Raw genomic sequence first — 18,111 nt, forward strand, 5'->3', positions numbered from 1 at the left:
CGCTCCTGGATGGTAGGAGCAGCCGGGCGGTGCTCATCGGGGCAGGCACCTTCCGCGACCCGGAGTTGCCTGACATCCCGGCTGTGCACACGAATCTGGAAGACCTGCGCCAAGTGCTGACGCATCCCGTACATGGCCTCCTCACAGCCGATCATTGCCAGGTATTGGCCGATCCCGCAGACCAGGCCGCTGTCGGCGTGGCCTTGACCGCCGCTGTCCGCGAGGCGGAGGATCTGCTGCTGGTCTATTACTGCGGGCACGGGGTCCTCGACGACACCGGAGTGCTGCACTTCGCTCTGACCGGCACGAATGCCGAGCACGTCGGCTTTTCCGCCATCCACGTCGACCTTGTCAAACGCATGGTCGGTAGCGCTCGCGCCAAAGCCCGCGTGCTCCTACTGGACTGCTGCTTCTCCGGCCAAGCCGTCACAGTCATGAGCAGCCGGAGGAGCCTCGCCCTGGGGCAGCTTGACCTGACGGGCACCTATACCTTGACGTCCACGCCTGCCACCTCCCTCTCTCACGCCCCACTCGGTGCCCGGAACACCGCCTTCACCGGAGCGTTGCTGAACGCACTACGCGTACCCGGCCCGCTCACCCTGGATCAGATCCACCGCCACATCGACCAAGAACTGGTTGGCCGAGGTCTCCCCCGCCCGCAACGCCGCTCCGTCGGCACCGCCGGAAACCTCACCGTGACACGGGGGCCGATCAAACCCCCGCCCCCACCTGCTGTCCCCCGACTGTCCTCTCAACAAGGACCCCGTCCGGCCACTTCCCGCTCCCGCAAGAAGCCGCCGAGCGCTATGGCGAAGACGGGCCGTGCCCTGCTCGCGATGTTGCCGCTCGCTTTGCTCCAGGGCAGCACCTACGTACCCCAGGCGCCAGACCCATTCCTCGATGCCACGCGCATAGTGGCGGGAGTCTGGAAAGACGACGAAGGAAATCGCAATGACGAAGCAGATTCGAGCTACAACGAAGACGTAATCACTGGATTGCTTGATTTTGCCGACTTCGAAGGAGATATCACATTCAAGAAGGTTGCGCGAGAAGAAGCGATAAGAACGCTGATGACGCGCGGGGTTCACATCGCCGGCACGCTGGGCATAACCCCATCCAGAGAAAGAGAAGTCGACTTTGTCGGTCCGCTCGCGTCCTCGCGACTGGGCGTATTGGTTCGCCGCCAAGAAAAAGGTATCGAGAAAATTCCCGACCTTTCCGGGCGGCGTGTATGCACGATTGCGGGTTCGACGACAACCGACTCTTTGGTGAAGGTCGAAAAGGGGGCACAGATCGTCACGGAAGAGGGTCTTGGCGGCTGCCTCACCAGGCTATATCAGCGTAACGCGGACGCGATCGTCGGAGACCGGTTGACACTCGCCGGCATGCAGTTAGCGGAGCAACTAGGTACTAAACTTATCGAGGGGATCAGCTTCGGCGATCGGGAATCCACGGGATTCGCGATAGCCAAGGGCAATCATGATACTTGCGAACGCCTCCGAATCGCCTTGCAAAAATACGTCAGCAGCAAGGACTGGCAGAAGCACTTCAGCGAACGTCTGCCTCTGACGCAGGATTTCCTTGAAGCGCAACCCAGCTCGGAAGAGATTAACAAAATGTCTTGCCGAGCAAGCGCGGCAGGCTGAGCGGCAGGTTCGGCCGGCAGTCCGTGCGCGGCGGTTACCGCGCGATCTCCTCCTGGCTTGCGCCCCTATTTCCAGGTGCGATCGAGGAAGTCGGCGATCAGCGGTGCGATCTCGGGCAGGTGGGTTTCCAGGGCGAAGTGGCCGGTGTCGAACACGTGCAGTTCGGCGTCGGGAAGGTCCCGCAGGTAGGCACGGGCGCCGGGTTCGGGGAAGAACGGGTCGCGGACGCCCCAGGTGATGAGCATGGGCGGGGTGTGCGTGCGGAGCCAGGTCTGCCAGCGGCCATAGCGCTCGACGTTCGAGTGATAGTCGAAGGCCAGCGCGACCTGCGCCTCCTTGCGGCCGGGCAGGTCAAGGAAGTGCTGGTCGAGCAGCCAACCGTCCGGGGCCAGCACCGCGAGGTCGCGTACGCCGGTCTCGTACTGCATGCGCGTACCTGCAAGGGTCAGCAGATCGCGGATCGTCTCCTCCGCGCCGGGCGTGTCCGGGCGTAGCGAGATGAAGTCCCGGGCACCGTCCGACAGGCCCTCGTCGTAGGCGTTGCCGTTCTGCACGATGAGGCCCGCGATCCACTCGGGGTGCCGATCGGCGAGCCGGAAGCCGATCGGCGCGCCGAAGTCGAACACGTACATCACGAACCGCGTCAGACCGAGTGCGCGCACGAGGCCCTCGGTGACGTCCGCGAGCCGGTCGAAGGAGTAGGTGAAGTCGTCCGGGGCCGCGGTGTGGCCGAAGCCGGGGTAGTCGGGCGCGATGAGCCGGTAACGCGAGCCGAGGACGTCGATGAGGCGACGGAACTGGTGAGAGCCGGAGGGGAAGCCGTGCAGGAGCAGCAGCACCGGCGCGTCGGGCCGCTCGGGCAGGGACTCCCGGTAGAAGACCTGGACCCCGCCGACGTCGAGGTGACGGTGGGCGGTGCGGGCGATCGCAGGGGGAAGCATGTCTACTACCTCTCTCGGCCGTGGGGAAGGTGCCGCTGCTTTGCTGCCACAGCGCGACCAGCGGGGTGCCGTCGCGGCCGAGAAGGGGCTCATGCGGAATCTCCGGAGTGGACGTGACGAACACCGTCGATATCTAACGCATACCTTCCCTTCTGGGCGTTAGAAATATGACAGAGGTGTCCTAACGTCGTCAACCCGGAGATACCGTTAGAAACGTGGAAGTGTCGGCCACTTCCCTTCTCGCGAAGCCGGGGGTCAGAGCGCGGGGCGGCGGTGCTCGGCGAGGAGGCGGCCGTTGTGGGTGACCCGGGCGCGCTCGTACGGGCACAGGGGGCGGGTCACGTAAGACCGAGCGAGGGCGTCGGCGTCCTGGCGGCCGATGCCCCAGCCGACGGTGTGCCACCGCGCCTCCGTACCGGTGGTGTCCAGGACGGTGATCTCGAACAGTCGTGCGGGCGTGCACCTGGTGTGGCCATGTCCGGTTGTCGCCTGATTCATGGCCAGAACGTGCTCCGCTCCGGCGGTGAGTAAACCGGCTCATCCGCGCGCCACCCCCATGACGTCCCCTAAGTCCTGAAAAATCGCCCGATAGCGGGAACCGGCCCTCCCTGCGGCGGCAAATACCTGCGTAACCGCCGATACCGGAGAGGCAGCAGATGCGACCACAGAGTCCACCGATGGACCAGGAGACGCTGGGCGACGCGGACATCATCGCCCGCTCCAGGGATGACCCCGAGCGCTTCGCCGCCCTGTTCACCCGGCACGCCCCCGCGCTCAAGCGGTACGTCGTGCGCAGGCTGGGCGCCGAGGCGGCCGAGGACGTCGTGGCGGAGACGTTCGTGGCGGCGTTCCGGCAGCGCGCCCGCTACGACCTGACGCGCGCCGACGCGCGGCCCTGGCTGTACGGCATCGCGACCAACCTCATCGGCCGGCACCGCCGCGGCGAGATCGCGCTGTACCGGGCGCTCGCCCGCACCGGCGTCGACCCCGTCACGGAACCGTTCACCGACGGGGTGGAGTCACGGGTGGCCGCGTCGGGGGCGCGGGCCGCGCTCGCGGGCGCCCTGGCGAAGCTGCCCGGCGGGCACCGCGACGCGCTGCTGCTGGTCACCTGGGGCGAGCTGAGCTACGAGGAAGCGGCCAGGTCACTGGGGGTGGCCGTGGGCACGATCCGCTCACGGGTGAACAGGGCCAGGGCGAAGCTGCGCCGCTCCCTGCGCGACATCGATCCGACCACTTCATACGAGGAGTACGGCCAATGAACGAACTGGAGCTGCTCGACCGGCTGCGCGCCGAGGTCCCGCCGCGGCAGGACCTGCGCGCCGAGGAGGCCCGGCTGCACGCGGCCATCGCGACGCCGCACCAGGCTCGCCGCCCCAAGCGTGTGGCACGGCTGAGCTGGGGCTTGACGCTGGCCGGGGCCACCATGGCGGCCGCCGTGCTGGTGGTGCCCCGGCTCGACTCCGGCCCCGCGCCCGACGTGGAGACCGGTCTGACCGGTCTGACCGCGGCGAAGGTGCTGGAGAACGCCGCGCTCGTCGCCGAGCGCACCGATGTTCCCGCTCCCCGTCCGGACCAGTGGTTCTACCTCAAGGAGCAGCAGAGCCTCGACAGGATGCCGGTCTTCGAGACCTGGTGGCGGATGGACGGCAAGCGGTCCGCCGCCCGCGGGGGCGACGGTGGCGAGGTGAAGGTCGGCGACGAGAAGGGCCGAACCTACCCGCTCAAGACGCAGCAGGAGGTGGAGGCGTTCCCCGCCGACCCGGACGCGCTCCTCGCCCACCTGCGAGGCATGGACGAGCGGACCGCGCTGTCGATCTGCGAGCCCGAGTGCCCGGCGGGCACCGAGGACGACGTCAAGGCGTTCGGCATCCTGCAGTGGTACATGAAGTTCGGCCCGATCATCCCGCCGGACACCGCCGCCACCATGTTCCGCGCCATGGCCCGCATCCCGAACGTCAAGATCGAGGAGAACGTGTCCACGGCCGACGGCCGCACCGGGCTCGGCGTCGTGCTGGACCTGGGTGAGGCGGGCAAGGGCTACACGATTCTGGACCCGGCCGACTATCACTACCTGGGCGCCAAGAGCGTGCGCGATGGCGAGGAGTGGGCCATGTCGGTCCTGGGGGCCGGACTCGTGGACCAGCCGGGTCAGACGCCCTGACGACCAGTCTCCGGGCACGGCGTCCCTGGGGTCATCCGCCCGCCGGCGTAGGACGTCGCGCCTATGTGGGGGCCGCGTGACAGGCGAGGCAGGCGTCGCTCGACGCGGTGGGCGCGGTGTAGTCCTCGGGCAGGAGGAAGGCCAGCACGCGATGACTCTCTCCTGCCCGCACCGGAGTGAGTGTGGTGATGGTCAACCGGACGTGATGGTGCCGGTCGTCCGCTTGGCGGGGGTCGGTGTAGCCGGGCTCGCGAAAGAGCATCGGCCGGGAGGGGCCTTGGACGAGCAGATCGGTGCCGCCGGCCCAGATGCGTTTGGCGTCGGGGCTCCGGTCGCAGATGTCGTTCACCACGGCCGTGAGCTCGTGGCCGCGCCGTGACCGCATCGCCCAGCCGCGGACCAGCGACATCAGCGCCGTCGCCTCGTACTCCCATTCGACCATGACGTGCTTGGAGTGCTCGTGCAGGAAGAACCAGTGCAGGATCGTGCGCTCGTCGGCGGGCATGGCGGTGAAGTCGCAGATCCAGCGGGCGAACTCGGCATTCTGCCCCTGGAAGTTCCACAAGCCGTCGGTCACGTAGGCGGGATGCGGTTCCAGGGCGTTGACCAGTCGGTGCAGGGCCGGGTCGGGCTCGGCGGTGCCGTGGGGCTCGGGCGGCGGGGTGCCGTTCGCGAGATACCACAGGACGCTGCGCTCGTCCTGGCTGAGCTGGAGTGCTGAGGCGATGGCCTCGAGGAGTTCGGGGGTGGGGCGATGTTCGGCGCCCTGTTCCAGCGCGCTGATCGTACGGATGGAATACCCCGTGATGTACGCCAGGTCCTCCTGCGTAAGGGTGCCTCCGCGGCGGGATCGTCGTGCGGGGAGCCCCGCCTGGCCGAGGGTGATCCTGGCACGGCGTTCGCGCAGGAACTGGCCAAGGAGTTCGCGGCTCTCGTTCAGCGTCTTCCCCCTCGCCGCATCAAGCAGGAAATGGCGTTGCCGGTAACGCTATCGCTGGTGACGGCATGCCGGGAACTCAGTTTGCTCTGGTGCCTCGGCGACGCCGTTCTGAAGATTGCCGATATGACAATCATTGAAGCGAGAACGCGGAGCGGGCCGCTCCTGCTCACTGCCGGCATGCTGGCAGCCCCGCTCTGGATTCTGCTCGCCGTGGCCCAGGCGGCCACTCGCACGGGCTTCGACCTGACCCGGCATCCGGTCAGCATGCTCTCCTTGGGGGACCTCGGCTGGATCCAGATCTCCAGTTTCGTGGTGGCCGGGGTTCTGACCCTGTGCGGCGCGGCAGGGCTACGGCACGCCGGTACGGGTGGCGCCTGGGGGCCTCGCCTTCTCGGCCTCCAGGGAGCCGGTTTGATCCTGGCCGGCGTCTTCCCGGCCGATCCAGGCTTCGCGTTTCCTCCTGGAACGCCCGATGTCCCAGGAGTGATGAGTTCCGCCGGGGCCGCGCACATGGCCGCGGCGAGCATGTCGTTCATCGCGATGATCGCGTTCTGTTTCGTCCTGGGCCGGCGGTTCAGCGGCACGTCGTGGGCCGTTGCCGGCCGCACCGGCGGCGTGATGCTGGCAGTGGGCCTGAGCTGGGCGATGAGCGGCGCGGCAGGGGGGCCGCTCGCCATGTTCGTCGGCGTCATCGCGGCCTGGACCTGGATCACGGTGACCATGTTCAGGCTGAAGCAGGCCGCTCAGATCTGACGGACCGTCCCTGGCAACGGGCGCGGTGCTCAGGGACCGCGCTGCACCACTTCACGCAGTATGGACGTACATGCACATGCTCGTGGCTCTACGACCGGCAAGGAGAATCACATGTCTTTTCAGGCGTACTTGGACAACATCGAGGACAGGACCGGGCTGACGCCCCGTGAGTTCATCGATCTCGCGAAGGAACGCGGGTTCGATGACGCGTCGGTGAAGGCGGGCGTGATCGTGGAATGGCTCAAGCACGACTATGGTCTCGGCCGCGGGCATGCGATGGCGCTGGTCCACGTGATCAAAAAGGGTCCGGAGCTCGATTCGAAGCATGTCGGTAGCTCCGGGACTCATCGGGATGAGTCGAACATGCTGTGGCTGGATGGGAAGAACAACCGGCCCTGATGTGCGAACGGCTTCGAGTGCGGTCAGCTCTCCCGGTGCGGCCGGGGGACCTGGGCGAAGCTGGACAGCCTGAACCACCGGGGCATTTCGCGACGTAGCGCCTCCGGGCCGTGCACCTCGACAGCGCCGGAGCGGAGGGCGTCCGGCCAGGTGAGATCGCCGCGCCAGATCTCGGTCATCCGCCGCAGCCCCACGGTCACCTTCACCGTCGGCGGATGGCCGGGATCGTCGTCGCACACGTCGGCGTCGCCGCGGGTGATGACCAGCCACCAGTCGCGGGTGTGCGCCGCCACATCGGTGAAGCTGAACTGCACCACCGTGCGCTGTTCGGGGAGGGCATCGTGGTCGACGTTGCGGTGCATGTCCCACAGCAGCAACTGCGGATCGAGGTCCTCGTCGCCCAGCTCGGGGATCCAGCGGATGCCCCACGCGCCCAGAGCCTCGATCACCGGCCGCAGCTCCTGCCCGGCCTGGGTGAGCAGGTACAGCACGCGGTTGCCGTCGGGACGGCGTTCCAGGACGCCGGCCCGTTCCAGCCGGTTGAGACGATTGGACAGCAGAGAAGGGGACATCCTCGGCACCCCGCGGCGCAGCTCGTTGAAGTGCCGGCTGCCGGTGACCAGCTCACGGACGATGAGCAGCGTCCAGCGCTCGTCGAGCAGCTCCATCGCCTTCGCCACAGGACAGAACTGTCCATATGAAGACCCCACGACGATCAGGGTAACTCCGCACCGGAATCACCTGGTGGTACAGATCTCGTACTGGAGGCGGCCGCCCGGCGTTCCTACCGTCGAGCCATGACTCTCACGATGAGCCCGGCCCGGCACGACGCCGACGTCGTCGCGCTGGCTGCCGAAGTCGGCCTGCGGTGCGCGCCGAGCGAGGCGGAACACGACCTGGACGCGACCTTCGTCACCGAGGGCTACCAGGTGATGCGGGATCACGGCTACCTCCGATTGGCCGTGCCCACGGAGTTCGGCGGCCTGGGCGCCGCACTACGTCAGGTCGTGCTGGCCGAGGGCGAGCTCGCCCGCCATGCCGGATCGGCCGCCCTGTCCGCGGCCATGCACCTCTACCTGACCCTCGTCCAGTGCTGGCGGCACCGTCGAGGCGCGCCGGATGCCCAGGGCGTGCTGCGCCGGGTCGCCGCGGACGGGCTGATCATGGCCACCAGCGGCGGATCGGACTGGGTGTGCCCGACGACCACGGCCGTCGAGGTCGACGGCGGGTTCCGGCTCACCGGACGGAAGACGTTCTGCTCGCAGGCGCCGGTCGCCACCGTCATCTCCACCTCCGCGGTGCTCGGGGAACCCGGCCCTGACGCCGAAGTGCTGCACGCGGGGGTACCGCTGTCCAGCCCCGGCGTTTCGATGGTCGAGACCTGGGACACGCTCGGCATGCGTGGCACCGCGAGCCATGACCTGGTGTTCGAGGACGTGTTCGTCCCGGCAGACAAGATCCTCGGGCGCCGGCCGTACGGGAAGCTGGCGGGGCCGCTGCTGGTCGCCGCCATTCACTTCGCGCCCGTCGTGAGCGCGGTCTATCTGGGCATCGCGCGGGGGGCGTACGAGGAGGCGCTCCGCGTGCTCGGCTCGCGTACGGGAGACCCGGCTCCGGCGACGGTACGTCAGCTGGGAGAGATGGCCACCCGCCTGCGGGTGGCCTGGTGGGCGCTGCTCGCCGCCGTCGACGAAGTCGGCGACGACCCCCCGGCGGACGAGCCGACCTTGATCACGCTGATGGTGGCCAAGCGGCACGCCGTGTGCGAGGCGAAGGCCATCGTCGATCTCGCTCTCGACGTCGTGGGAGGTGCCGCGTTCTTCCGAACCTCCCCGTTGGAACGGGCCTATCGAGACGTCCGTGGCGGCCCATTCCACCCCCTCACCCCCGAGGCGACCCTGGTTCTGGCCGGCACCGCCGCGCTGCGGGCCATGCACGTCCGCGGCGGGCCACTGTCCGGCCTGATGCCACCCGGTCGGACCGGCGGCGCTCCCAGACCTGTGTGACCACGCGGACCGCCGCCGGCCCTCTCAGCGGCCCGCCCGGGTCATCCGCAACGCGAACTCCGCGTAGGTGTCAGCGACCTGGTCGGTCTCGTAAGCCCCGGGTCCGCCTCTGCTCCGCAGGCCGCCCGGGGCACGGCTTTTCCTGATCGTCGGAAGCGGAGGAGAGTCAGAGCCAGTGCCAGGTGATCTGGGCTCGCTTGGCGGCGTCGGCCAGCCACTGATCGAAGGCGGCCTGTCCCGCGGCCTCCAGTGTTTCGGCGTCCGCCACGGCCTCCTGCCGTTCGGTGATCAAGCCGGTCAGGAAACGCCCGTCGTGGGAGACCGGTCCGACACCGCCACCGGCCGGCGTCTCGCGCAGAGGGGCGGGCAGATCGCCGGACCAGGTCCGGGCCCTGGTCAGTCGCAGGTCCCAGCGGTCGCCGAGTGAGCCGTCAAGTTCGGCGACGTCGATCGGCTCCTCCGACAGCACCCAGGTCGCCCATACCCGCGCGAACCGCTCGGGATGACGGGCCAGATGCCCGGGGCCGAGCTCCTCACGCATCCGGGCCCGGAACCGGTGATCCCTCGCGCTGGCAGCCATGTGGTCGTGGAACGCCTCGGCGCTCAACCCCATCCGGTCCAGCCACTCCCGCATCGTGTCCCGGCTGGTCAGGCCGCGCCGCTTGCGGAAGCCGTCCGCGGCCGCCTGGATGTCGTACAGGCTGACCTGCTCCTTGGCGGCGGCGTCGCGCAGGAGGCAGAACCGCACCAACTCGTCCTGCGGCGACAGCCCGGGGCGGGTGAGCGAACGGAGCATGAGCATCGCCTCGGAGACCGAGACGGGGGTGCCGTCGACGGTCAGCAGCCGGCTGGCGGCCCAGTGCGTCGCGTGGTCGACGAGCCAGGACGCCCCGTCGTCCGCCTGAACGCAGAGCATGATGGTGCCGCCCGACGGATCCTCGATCAGCAGATCGTAATCGACGAGCGATGACCCGGGACGCGGGCTGGCCACGAGCTGGGCGGCGAGCGAAGGATGCGCCGTGGCCCACTCATCGGCGGTGCGGTGTGCCTCCGCCACCGCGGAACGCCGCCGGGTCAGCCCGCGGAGCAGGTTGACGCCGCTTTCCAGGGCAGGGCCGAGGGAGGACTGAGTCATCGCGGGTCCGTTTCTCCGGCCGTGAGCCAGTCAGCGATGGCGGTGCTGATGGGCAGGCCGGTCAGATCTTCGATCCAGCCCCATTGACCGTTGGGGTTGATCTCCAGAAACACGTACTCCCCTTCGGGGGTCAGGATGAGGTCGATCGCCCCGAACGACACGCCGAGCGCCGCGACCAGATCGACGCAGCGGCGAGCCACGTCATCAGGCAGGTGGTGCACGCTGTGCCGGGCGCGGTCGAAGTCATAGTGCCGCCAGTCGTCCCGCGTGCGCGGCGAGTCCTGCGAGGCGATCTCGGCGGTGAAGACCTGGTCGCCGACCACCGTGACCCGCAGCTCCACCGCCTTCTGGACGTACGGCTGCAGGATGGTCGGCTCATGGGCGATCCGGCTCCGGCCCACGAGATCCCTCCGTTCGACCACGGTGGTGAACACGGTGTGCGCCTCGCCGTCGATCTGGAACGGGGTGTGCTCCATCGGTTTCGCGATCAGCCGTCCGCCCGCCCGCTCATAGGCGGGCGCCAGCTCGGACGGATCGTTGGTGATCGTGGTCGGTGGTACGGCGAAGCCCAGTTTCCGGGCCAGGGCCAGGTGGACCAGCTTGTTGTGCGCCCGGCGCAGCACCGGCTCCCTGCCGGGCAACCAGCGCGCGTCCAGCAGATCCCAGAGTCCTTCGAGAAACCACTCCGAGAGCTCCCCGACGCGATCCCGCAGGTCGGCCGCCGTGACCTGCTCGGCGGCGCGCGGAGCCCCGGGGCGTCGGAACCACACGGCCGTCGCCGTGGAGAGGTCGGCGACCTCCCCGTCTCTGGCCAGGGTGAGCCGGGTCCCGTCCGCGTCGAATCGGGCGGTCAGCCGGGCGTCGGCCGGATACTCGCCGGGATCCCACCACAGAACGTCCACCCCTCGGGCTTTCAGCTTGGGCAGGACCATGTGAACCGTCACGTCGCCGGGTTCACTCAGGATCAGCAGCAACTCTCCCCCTCAGCCGCGTGGGAGGGACGCGTTTCCCTCCCACGCGGCGCCATGTCGACCCCTGGGTTTAGTAGTCCGAAACCCAGCCGTCGGACGGCCTGCCCTCGGTGCCGGCCGTGTGGTAGCAGCGCTCCATCGGCCGGCCACCGGTGACGAGGCCGAGATCGACCTCGTCGATCGCGGTCAGCTCGTCGCTCAGGTCGTCCAATCGAACGATCTTCTTGTCCACTGGTCTTCCCTCCCTTTCAGTGAGTCGCGAGCCCCCTTGGCGACGTGCGCGGGCGTCGTCCTCGCCGACGTGCGCAGGCGTCGTCGGCTCGCGGTCGAAGCCCACCACCTGGCGTTTGTGGCTCACTTGGAGGCGACTTGTAGCGGACACCGGCTGGTACGCCAGCGCGGCGCAGCGCCGGGCCCGCTGCCGACGCAGAATGACGGCATGAGGGCAATCGTCCAGGAAGCGTACGGGTCACCAAATGTCCTTCAATTACGAGACATCGACATTCCGGCGGTCAAGGACGACGAGGTGCTCGTACGCGTGCGCGCCGCCTCCGTGCACCCCGACGTGTGGCACGTCGTGAGCGGCCGGCCGTACGTGCTGCGCGTCATGGGGTCCGGGTTGCGACGGCCGAAGAACCGCGTCCCGGGCACGGACATGGCCGGCGTGGTGGAGTCGGCAGGGGCGAACGCGACCCGGTTCCGGCCCGGCGACGAGGTGTTCGGCGAGACCATCCGCGGCCGGCAGTGGAAGAACGGCGGCGCCTACGCCGAATACGTCTCCGTGCCAGCGGACAACCTGGCGCCGAAACCCGGCGGCGTCAGCTTCGAACAGGCCGCGTGCGTGCCCACCGCCGGGCTCATCACCCTGCTGAACCTCCCGCCGGGCCCGCTGGGAAACGTCCTGGTCAACGGCGCCGCCGGAGGCGTGGGCGGGTGCGCCGTACAGATCGCCAAGGCGCGCGGCGCGACGGTGACGGGCGTCGAGCACACCTCCAAGCTCGACCTGGTGAGCGCGCTCGGCGCGGACCACGTGATCGACTACACCGTGGAGGACTTCACCCGGCGCGGCGTACGCTACGACCTCATCGTGGACATCCCCGGCAACCACTCGTTCGCGGACTGCCGCCGCGCGCTGACCCCCGACGGCACGTACGTCCTCATCGGCCACGACCGCTACGGCGACGCGGGCCGCAAGGTGCTGGGCAGTCTGCCGCGCTTCGTCGGTCTGATGGCCCGGTCCGTGTTCCAGCGGCAGTTGCCGAGACCCACCAGGGCCACGCCTCCCACGAAGGACTCGATGGCCGTGCTCGCGGACCTGCTGAGGACGGGCGAGCTCAGCCCGGTCATCGACCGCGCGTTCCCCCTGGCCGAGGCACCGGCGGCGCTCCGCTACCTGACCGAGGGGACGGCCCGGGGCAGGATCGTCGTCACCCTGTAGCTCCGGGCCGGGCGGGCGGCTCAGCCGCGTGGAGTCGCCCTGGTTCGGTGGACGATCAGGGCTTGCGACTGTCCCGTGAAAATCGGACAGTACCGTCATCCCCTTTGAGGCGTCACCGACATTCTTGGAACGTCAAGAACAGACTGGCTGATCGATTTGTGGCCATTTGCATTGAATAGCGGCAAGGGCCAAGGGATCATGGTGGAGGGCTTCACCGGGGGAAGGGACGGTCCTCGTGACCGAATGGGTCAAAGTCGAGACGGTTGTGGAACCGACGGGGCTGAAAGGAAAGGGGGACCTGGTTCTCTTCTGCGGCTTCCAGGGCAGGGACGGCGGGCCCGGCGAGGATGACGATCTGACGCAGTGGGTGCCAGGGACCGAGGACGAGCGGCTGGCGTGGCTGGCGGCCTTACAGGAGTGCCGCGGGGAGATCGCGGCGGCGAGGGATGAGCTCCACAAGGCGAAGGCCTGGGAGCTACGCTGGCGGACCCGTCGGATCTCTTCACGCCATGACGCACGAGTCCGGCGGGCGGTCGAGGCGTACCAGCCCGTCCAGGAGGAGATCAGGCTCAGGCTGGCGGCGGAGAGGCGCAGGCAGGAGGAGGTCTTCAGGACGGTGTCCGCCCAGCAGGTATGGCGGTACGGAGTGGCGGACCACTCTCCCTACACCGCGGTCGCCTATCGGGATGACGTGACTCCGGACCCGAGCATGCCGCCGTCCAGCGCGGCCGCCCGCGCTTCGCGGCCGGTGAGCGGGTTTGAGCTCACGGCAGGACTTCGCGCCCTGCGCCGTGGTCGGGTCAGGCGCGTCAAGTGGGATCCCGCCGCCGTCGCGGAGACGCGGCGGCACTACGGTGAGGCGGCCGCCGAGGTGTGGAAGCAGTGGGTGAACCAGATCTCCGGGTCCATGGCGCGAGACTTCCCCGAGGGCGGCGGCGACTGGCCCAAGTCGGATGCCGGCAACCTGGACGAGGGCGCCAAGGGCTGGTTCGAGCCGGAAGCCGGCAACCTGGACTGGCTCGCCGACATCTCGCCGCACGCCGATTCCGCCGGCGAGGCTTCAACGAGCGGGTCCTCGGGCGGCGGTTACTCAGGCGGTGGCTACTCGGGCGGTGGCTACTCGGGCGGTGGATCGTCCAGCCGCGGGGGCTCCAGTGGCGGGTACTCCAGCGGTGGATCGTCCAGCAGCGGGGACAGCGGTGGGGACAGCGGCTCCTCCGGCGGGTGGGACTGACGCGCGTCGGCCCATGAGGCGGCGCGCTCGACGAGCCGAAGGTCTCGTCACGGTTGGCGGGCACACGCCCCTGCGCGGCGCTCGGACCGGCGCCAACGCGAAACCCCGGGAATCCCGCCAGCCACAACAGGAAGATCCACAAAAAACTCCCCATCTATATAGAGAACGAATAGAGTTCGCTTTCGGAGTATGACTGGACATTGCATGAAATCCAGACGCCACAAAAGCCGTAAGTCATGCATTTCGCCGCAGTCCGGCGCCCACGGTCCGGCGCATCCCAGATCTTCCTCGGCGACCCGGCCGCCCCCGCCGTGCGGTACGCCCGGAGCGCCGACCCCGGCTCCATCGCCGACGCCGTGATCGACCTCATGAACGATCCGGCCGCACGCCGTGCTCTCTCGGAGAACGGGGAACGGTTCGTCCGGGATCGGCTGAGCTGGGCCAGGGCCGCGAAGGAGACGGTCGAGGTCTACCGGGTCGCTGCCGCAGGGCCGCCACGGCACAGCCGAGTCCGACCGCCGCGACCAGGATCGTCACCGGGACCAGCGCCGCCCAGCCACTTCGTTCCATGACAGCGGCGTACAGGGGCGGCCCCAGCAGCGTGCCCAGGCTGCCGAGCTGGGTCAGGGCGCCGGCGGCCCAGGCCGTACGGTCGCCCGCGACCACGGGCACCATCGCGAACAGCGCCGACACGGCCAGCCCGTTCATCGCCATCAGGGCCGCCGCCGACAGGGCTGCCACGACAGTCGATCCGGCGAGCAGAACACCTGCGGACGCCGCCGCCATGGGCATGACCGCGGCCAGGAGCCGCTGTGGCGCCACCCCCGCGTTCAGCAGCGCTCCGGCCGACATGCTGCCGAGCGCGCTCGACGCGGCCACCACCCCGGTCACCAGACCCGCGTCGCTCACGGCCAGTCCATGCACGGTGGAGAGGAACGTCGACAACAGGGTCACCACGGCCACCCCGACCAGGGCGATCAGGGCGAACGCCACGGCCAGCGGCCAGACCCCGCGGCCACGCCCGCGCACCGCCTGCCGGGGGCGACCCGCGATGTCCGGCAGGGTCAGGCGTGCCACGCCGGCCGTGACGAGCGCCAGCCCTCCTATCGCGGTCGCCGACGCCCGCCATCCTGAAGCGCTCAGCAACCCGCCCATCACCGAGGCCAGGGCCAAACCGACCGGAACGCACATCCCCCACAACGCCAGCGCGAGCCGTGCCCGCTCGGCTCGGAGCAGCCGGGCGAGCAGGGCGGGGCCCAGAACCACCACGGCCGCGTATCCGACCCCCTGGCCCACGCGGAGCACGATCAGCGCTTCGGAGTGGCTCATGCTCGCCGACGCCATGCTCGCCGCCGCGAGTATCAGGAGTCCTGCGATGAACGGCCCGCGCAATCGACGCGTGTCCGCCCACTGGCCCACCGGCATACAGGTGAGCCCGGCCACCAAGGTGACCCCGGACGCCAACCAGCCCGTCGTCGCGAAAGGGAGAGCGAACTCGTCGCTCAGCTGTGCCAGGAACGGGGTCAACGCCCCGAGCGTCATGGCGGCCGTGACACCGGCCAGCAACACCACCGCGATGATCCTTCGTTCGGCCATGCGGCCGCACCTCCCCTGCTCGGGAGACACGACCGGTTCTCCGGCCCGACCCTCAGCCCATGGGGCGATGTCTCTGGAGGATCCTCACGATCGCGCGACGTCCGCGCCGCGGCTCAGCCTACGGCCTTCCCCGTCGTCGAGCCAGGCCGGGCCTGTCAGGGAGCCATGTCGAGCCAGCCCTTGAACCCCGACGGGTCATGGCGGCCCATCACGGCGTGCTCGAACATGCCATGGCCGACGCTTCCCTCACAGGTGACCCGGGCGATGTGGCCGACGGTGGAGTACGGCAGCCGGCCGACGATCCCGGGGTCGGTGAGGTCGTACTCGCTGGCCGACGTCCAGTCACGGCCCTTCCACTGCCCGTGCTGCCATTCCGGGTCGCCGCCGTACCCCGCGCCGACCGTGAGCGACACGGAGCCGAGTGTCTGGACGTCCACCACCAGCGGAGCGCCGTCAGGCGTGGTAGTCGTCGAACCGCAGCGGGGCGTAGGTCCACCAGTGCCCGTCGGTCGGCTCGTCGCCGAGCCGGCCAGGACAAGGCGAGCCGTAGCAGTTCGTCGGTCGGCAACGCGCCGAGCGTGGGCAGAGACCGGTCCGGCCGGAAGTGGACGACCGTCCCTCGGCCTCAACGGCGGCGTGGGCGACGACTTCCAGGATCAGGTGCGGGACGCCGCCGGGAGCGAACGTGGCCGGCCTCTGGCGGATGTGCGTGAGGTGGTCGACGTGGACGCCGCTCCCCCAGTCATGCGTCGTGTTGGACCAGAAAGCCCTCGGCGTACCCATCGGAGAAGTATGCCAGCCGACACCGACGCGCTCGACGGCGACAACGTCCACCTCGTCGCCGCCAACGGCGCCGAGCCCGTCGCGTTCGTCAGCGTGACGCCGTGATAATGGCCGACGTGGAGGAGATCAAGGTCGTCGTCGCCCATCATGAGCGCGCGACCCTGCGCGTCGGCGACGTGTTTCTGAAAATCGACACCAACCAGAGGCGTACCGACGTCGAGGTCGAGGCGATGACGTTGGCGCCGATCCCGACTCCGGACGTCTTGTGGCGCAAGCCCCCCGTGCTCGCGCTCGCCGCCCTCCCCGGCACGGCACTCGGCCGCCTCGGCGAGCCATCGACCGTCTCATCGGCGGCGTGGGCCGCGGCGGGTGCCGCCGTGCGGAAGTTGCACGAGGCGCCACTGCCGCCCTGGCCTGGCCCGAACCTGGAGGAGGTCGCGTCGCGCCTCGACGGCGAATGCGAGCGGCTCATCACGAACGGCGTCCTTCCGGCCGACCTGGTCACGCGTAACCGTCAGGTTGCCGAGGCCGCGCTCCGGCCGTGGACACCGGTGTTCACGCACGGCGATCTGCAGGTCAGCCACGTGTTCGTCGACGGTGACGAGATCACCGGCGTGATCGACTGGTCTGAGGCGAGCCAGGGCGACGCCCTGCATGACCTGGCCATCCTGACGTTCGGACACGAGGAGCGTCTTGGCGACGTCGTCGCCGGCTATGGCACCGATGTCGACCTCGACGTGATTCGCGGATGGTGGTCGTCGCGAAGCCTGCTGGCGATCCGCTGGCTGGTCGAGCACGGGTTCGACCCGTTCTTGCCAGGCTGCGAGGTCGACGTGCTGAGATCCCGGATGTGAGACTGCACGAGCCCACCCGTAACCGGACATAGGCGTTGACACGAAGACAGACGGGCGGAGGACCGGCGGCACGCAGTCCATTGTCTGGACGCAGCGAAGATGACAGTGAGAGCTGTTCCCGACCTGGGCACTGTCGTTTCGATAGGTCTCGAAGTATCGCCGCTCACCTTATCGAAGTTGACAGTATCCAGCCGAAGATCGTTCACCTCGGGCCTAGGGAGACATGCGACGGTCGTTGTATCGGGGGTGGTCATCCCTGGACTATTCCGGCGTCAGCGGGTCGGCTGGCGACCTCGGGACTGTAGGGCCGGTTCGAGGTGATCAGCGAGGCGGCGGAGAGTGACCGCGAGCCGGCAGCGGAGGCATAGAAGAACACTCCGACGCGAGCGCGGCGGGATCATCCGCAGGTGTGCGGCCTCGGCTCGCCGCTCAGACAAGTTCGCGCGGATGAGCTGTTCCTGTAAGTGATGCACGAGAGGCTCCTCAGGGCTCTTCGGGAAATGCGTGGTAGAAGATGAAGATCGGGCGGGTATCCGGCGGAATCGCTCCATTCGACGAGCGCTCGTGGCCTCCCCGCCGGTTTCTCTCCCGGCAAGGTGGCGTCCCTGGCGTCAGTCACCGGTGCCGGTGGTCGGGAGCGGAACCAGGAGGGTGGTCAGCAGGACGGGCCGCGCCCCTTCCGGCCGCTCGGACGGGTCGGCGATCCGCGCCATCAGCGGCTCCAGCAGGCGGCCGAACTCCGCGTCGAGCGCGGCGAGCTCGTCGGGTGTGACATAGAGATAGGAGTTACCGATCCCGCCGCTCGTTCGCCACGGGTCCGGCTCGTCCATGCGGCGCTCCTGCCACTCGGCCAGCCGTGCCAGCGCCCGTTCGGCGATGACCTGTTCCAGCAGGCCGCGGGCGGCCGAGGCCTCGGGGCTCGACTCGGCATCGGACCAGTTTTGGGTCAGCGACGTCGCCTTCCACGGCCGTTCCCGCTCGTCGCGCGCCTCGGCCTGCTCCACGAAGCCGTACTTGGCGAGTTGCCGCAGATGGTAGGAAGCCAGAGCCTGGCTGATGCCGACCTCGCGGGCGGCGTCAGCCGCAGTTGTGGCGCCGGCCCGCATCAGCAGCTCGTGCAGTGCCAGGCGGACGGGGTGGGCGAATGCCCGCATGGCGGCCGGATCGTCGACCACCTGCCGTGGCAGCTTCTTCCAGGATTCCAAAGACATGCTTGGAATCCTGGGTTAACGACGATCAGATGTCAAGGAA

Annotated in this window: 20 protein-coding genes; 9 read left to right on the plus strand and 11 right to left on the minus strand. The window is 68.9% G+C overall.

The genetic code is table 11. The features are described 5' to 3' along the window. Positions 1-29 precede the first annotated feature (29 nt). Positions 30-1,646, plus strand: a complete 1,617-nt coding sequence (locus IEY82_RS02480; protein WP_189122253.1) for a caspase, EACC1-associated type — start codon at positions 30-32, stop codon at positions 1,644-1,646. Positions 1,647-1,711: 65 nt separating this feature from the next. On the opposite strand, the gene IEY82_RS02485 is transcribed toward IEY82_RS02480, so the two are convergent. Further along, a complete protein-coding gene (locus IEY82_RS02485) occupies positions 1,712-2,587 on the minus strand; it encodes an alpha/beta fold hydrolase (RefSeq protein ID WP_189122254.1) in 876 nt (291 codons plus the stop codon). A 255-nt stretch (positions 2,588-2,842) separates the two neighbouring features. Next, positions 2,843-3,085, minus strand: a complete 243-nt coding sequence (locus tag IEY82_RS02490) for a hypothetical protein (protein ID WP_189122255.1) — start codon at positions 3,083-3,085, stop codon at positions 2,843-2,845. 179 nt (positions 3,086-3,264) lie between these two features. Here IEY82_RS02490 and IEY82_RS02495 point away from each other — a divergent pair, with 179 nt between their 5' ends. Further along, positions 3,265-3,849: an RNA polymerase sigma factor gene (locus IEY82_RS02495; RefSeq protein WP_189122256.1), complete on the plus strand. Its 585-nt coding sequence runs from the start codon at positions 3,265-3,267 to the stop codon at positions 3,847-3,849. After that, a complete protein-coding gene (locus IEY82_RS02500; protein ID WP_189122257.1) occupies positions 3,846-4,751 on the plus strand; it encodes a CU044_5270 family protein in 906 nt (301 codons plus the stop codon). The genes IEY82_RS02495 and IEY82_RS02500 overlap by 4 nt, the downstream gene beginning before the upstream one ends. Positions 4,752-4,812: 61 nt before the next feature. Here IEY82_RS02500 and IEY82_RS02505 read toward each other — a convergent pair whose 3' ends face one another. Beyond that, a complete protein-coding gene (locus IEY82_RS02505; protein WP_372459680.1) occupies positions 4,813-5,718 on the minus strand; it encodes a helix-turn-helix domain-containing protein in 906 nt (301 codons plus the stop codon). 150 nt (positions 5,719-5,868) lie between these two features. On the opposite strand from IEY82_RS02505, the gene IEY82_RS40230 reads away from it, so the two are divergent. Continuing rightward, complete coding sequence (locus IEY82_RS40230; protein WP_225262150.1) at positions 5,869-6,444, plus strand: DUF998 domain-containing protein; 576 nt, start codon at positions 5,869-5,871, stop codon at positions 6,442-6,444. Between the two features lie 111 nt (positions 6,445-6,555). Further along, entirely contained in the window at positions 6,556-6,843 is a 288-nt protein-coding gene (locus IEY82_RS02520; protein ID WP_189122259.1) for a DUF4287 domain-containing protein, read from the plus strand. A gap of 23 nt (positions 6,844-6,866) precedes the next feature. On the opposite strand, the gene IEY82_RS02525 is transcribed toward IEY82_RS02520, so the two are convergent. Then, the gene (locus IEY82_RS02525) at positions 6,867-7,523 is read right to left on the minus strand and encodes a winged helix-turn-helix transcriptional regulator (protein ID WP_225262048.1); all 657 of its coding nucleotides are present in this window, start codon (positions 7,521-7,523) and stop codon (positions 6,867-6,869) included. 117 nt (positions 7,524-7,640) lie between these two features. Here IEY82_RS02525 and IEY82_RS02530 point away from each other — a divergent pair, with 117 nt between their 5' ends. After that, positions 7,641-8,849: an acyl-CoA dehydrogenase family protein gene (locus IEY82_RS02530; protein ID WP_189122261.1), complete on the plus strand. Its 1,209-nt coding sequence runs from the start codon at positions 7,641-7,643 to the stop codon at positions 8,847-8,849. A 166-nt stretch (positions 8,850-9,015) separates the two neighbouring features. Here IEY82_RS02530 and IEY82_RS02535 read toward each other — a convergent pair whose 3' ends face one another. The 3 genes from IEY82_RS02535 to IEY82_RS02545 form a co-directional block, all read right to left on the minus strand. Then, on the minus strand, positions 9,016-9,984 hold the full coding sequence (locus IEY82_RS02535; protein WP_189122262.1) for a TIGR04500 family putative peptide maturation system protein: 969 nt from the start codon (positions 9,982-9,984) through the stop codon (positions 9,016-9,018). Further along, positions 9,981-10,958 carry an MvdC/MvdD family ATP grasp protein gene (locus tag IEY82_RS02540; RefSeq protein WP_189122263.1) on the minus strand — a complete coding sequence of 326 codons (978 nt, stop codon included), beginning with the start codon at positions 10,956-10,958 and terminating at the stop codon, positions 9,981-9,983. Before IEY82_RS02540 ends, IEY82_RS02535 begins: the two co-directional genes overlap by 4 nt. Before the next feature lie 67 nt (positions 10,959-11,025). Next, on the minus strand, positions 11,026-11,187 hold the full coding sequence (locus tag IEY82_RS02545; RefSeq protein ID WP_189122264.1) for a hypothetical protein: 162 nt from the start codon (positions 11,185-11,187) through the stop codon (positions 11,026-11,028). Between the two features lie 207 nt (positions 11,188-11,394). On the opposite strand from IEY82_RS02545, the gene IEY82_RS02550 reads away from it, so the two are divergent. Together IEY82_RS02550 and IEY82_RS02555 are read left to right on the plus strand one after the other, a co-directional pair. Next, positions 11,395-12,393, plus strand: a complete 999-nt coding sequence (locus tag IEY82_RS02550; protein WP_189122265.1) for an NAD(P)-dependent alcohol dehydrogenase — start codon at positions 11,395-11,397, stop codon at positions 12,391-12,393. A 235-nt stretch (positions 12,394-12,628) separates the two neighbouring features. Continuing rightward, positions 12,629-13,627 carry a hypothetical protein gene (locus IEY82_RS02555; protein ID WP_189122266.1) on the plus strand — a complete coding sequence of 333 codons (999 nt, stop codon included), beginning with the start codon at positions 12,629-12,631 and terminating at the stop codon, positions 13,625-13,627. Between the two features lie 366 nt (positions 13,628-13,993). Here IEY82_RS02555 and IEY82_RS38835 read toward each other — a convergent pair whose 3' ends face one another. From IEY82_RS38835 to IEY82_RS02570, 3 genes are all read right to left on the minus strand, one after another. Further along, positions 13,994-15,223: an MFS transporter gene (locus tag IEY82_RS38835; RefSeq protein WP_372459674.1), complete on the minus strand. Its 1,230-nt coding sequence runs from the start codon at positions 15,221-15,223 to the stop codon at positions 13,994-13,996. 155 nt (positions 15,224-15,378) lie between these two features. Beyond that, positions 15,379-15,636, minus strand: coding sequence for an Rv3169 family protein (locus tag IEY82_RS02565; protein ID WP_189122268.1), 258 nt, complete (start codon positions 15,634-15,636; stop codon positions 15,379-15,381). A 40-nt stretch (positions 15,637-15,676) separates the two neighbouring features. Further along, complete coding sequence (locus tag IEY82_RS02570) at positions 15,677-16,006, minus strand: hypothetical protein (RefSeq protein ID WP_189122269.1); 330 nt, start codon at positions 16,004-16,006, stop codon at positions 15,677-15,679. 107 nt (positions 16,007-16,113) lie between these two features. Between IEY82_RS02570 and IEY82_RS02575 the strand changes: the two genes are divergently transcribed. Further along, the gene (locus IEY82_RS02575) at positions 16,114-16,860 is read left to right on the plus strand and encodes a phosphotransferase (RefSeq protein ID WP_225262049.1); all 747 of its coding nucleotides are present in this window, start codon (positions 16,114-16,116) and stop codon (positions 16,858-16,860) included. A 611-nt stretch (positions 16,861-17,471) separates the two neighbouring features. Here the strand turns inward: IEY82_RS02575 and IEY82_RS02580 are convergent. Beyond that, on the minus strand, positions 17,472-18,071 hold the full coding sequence (locus IEY82_RS02580) for a helix-turn-helix domain-containing protein (RefSeq protein WP_189122271.1): 600 nt from the start codon (positions 18,069-18,071) through the stop codon (positions 17,472-17,474). Positions 18,072-18,111: the final 40 nt, after the last annotated feature.

Origin of the sequence: Nonomuraea cavernae, assembly GCF_014646355.1 — a bacterium.
Lineage (GTDB): Bacteria > Actinomycetota > Actinomycetes > Streptosporangiales > Streptosporangiaceae > Nonomuraea > Nonomuraea cavernae.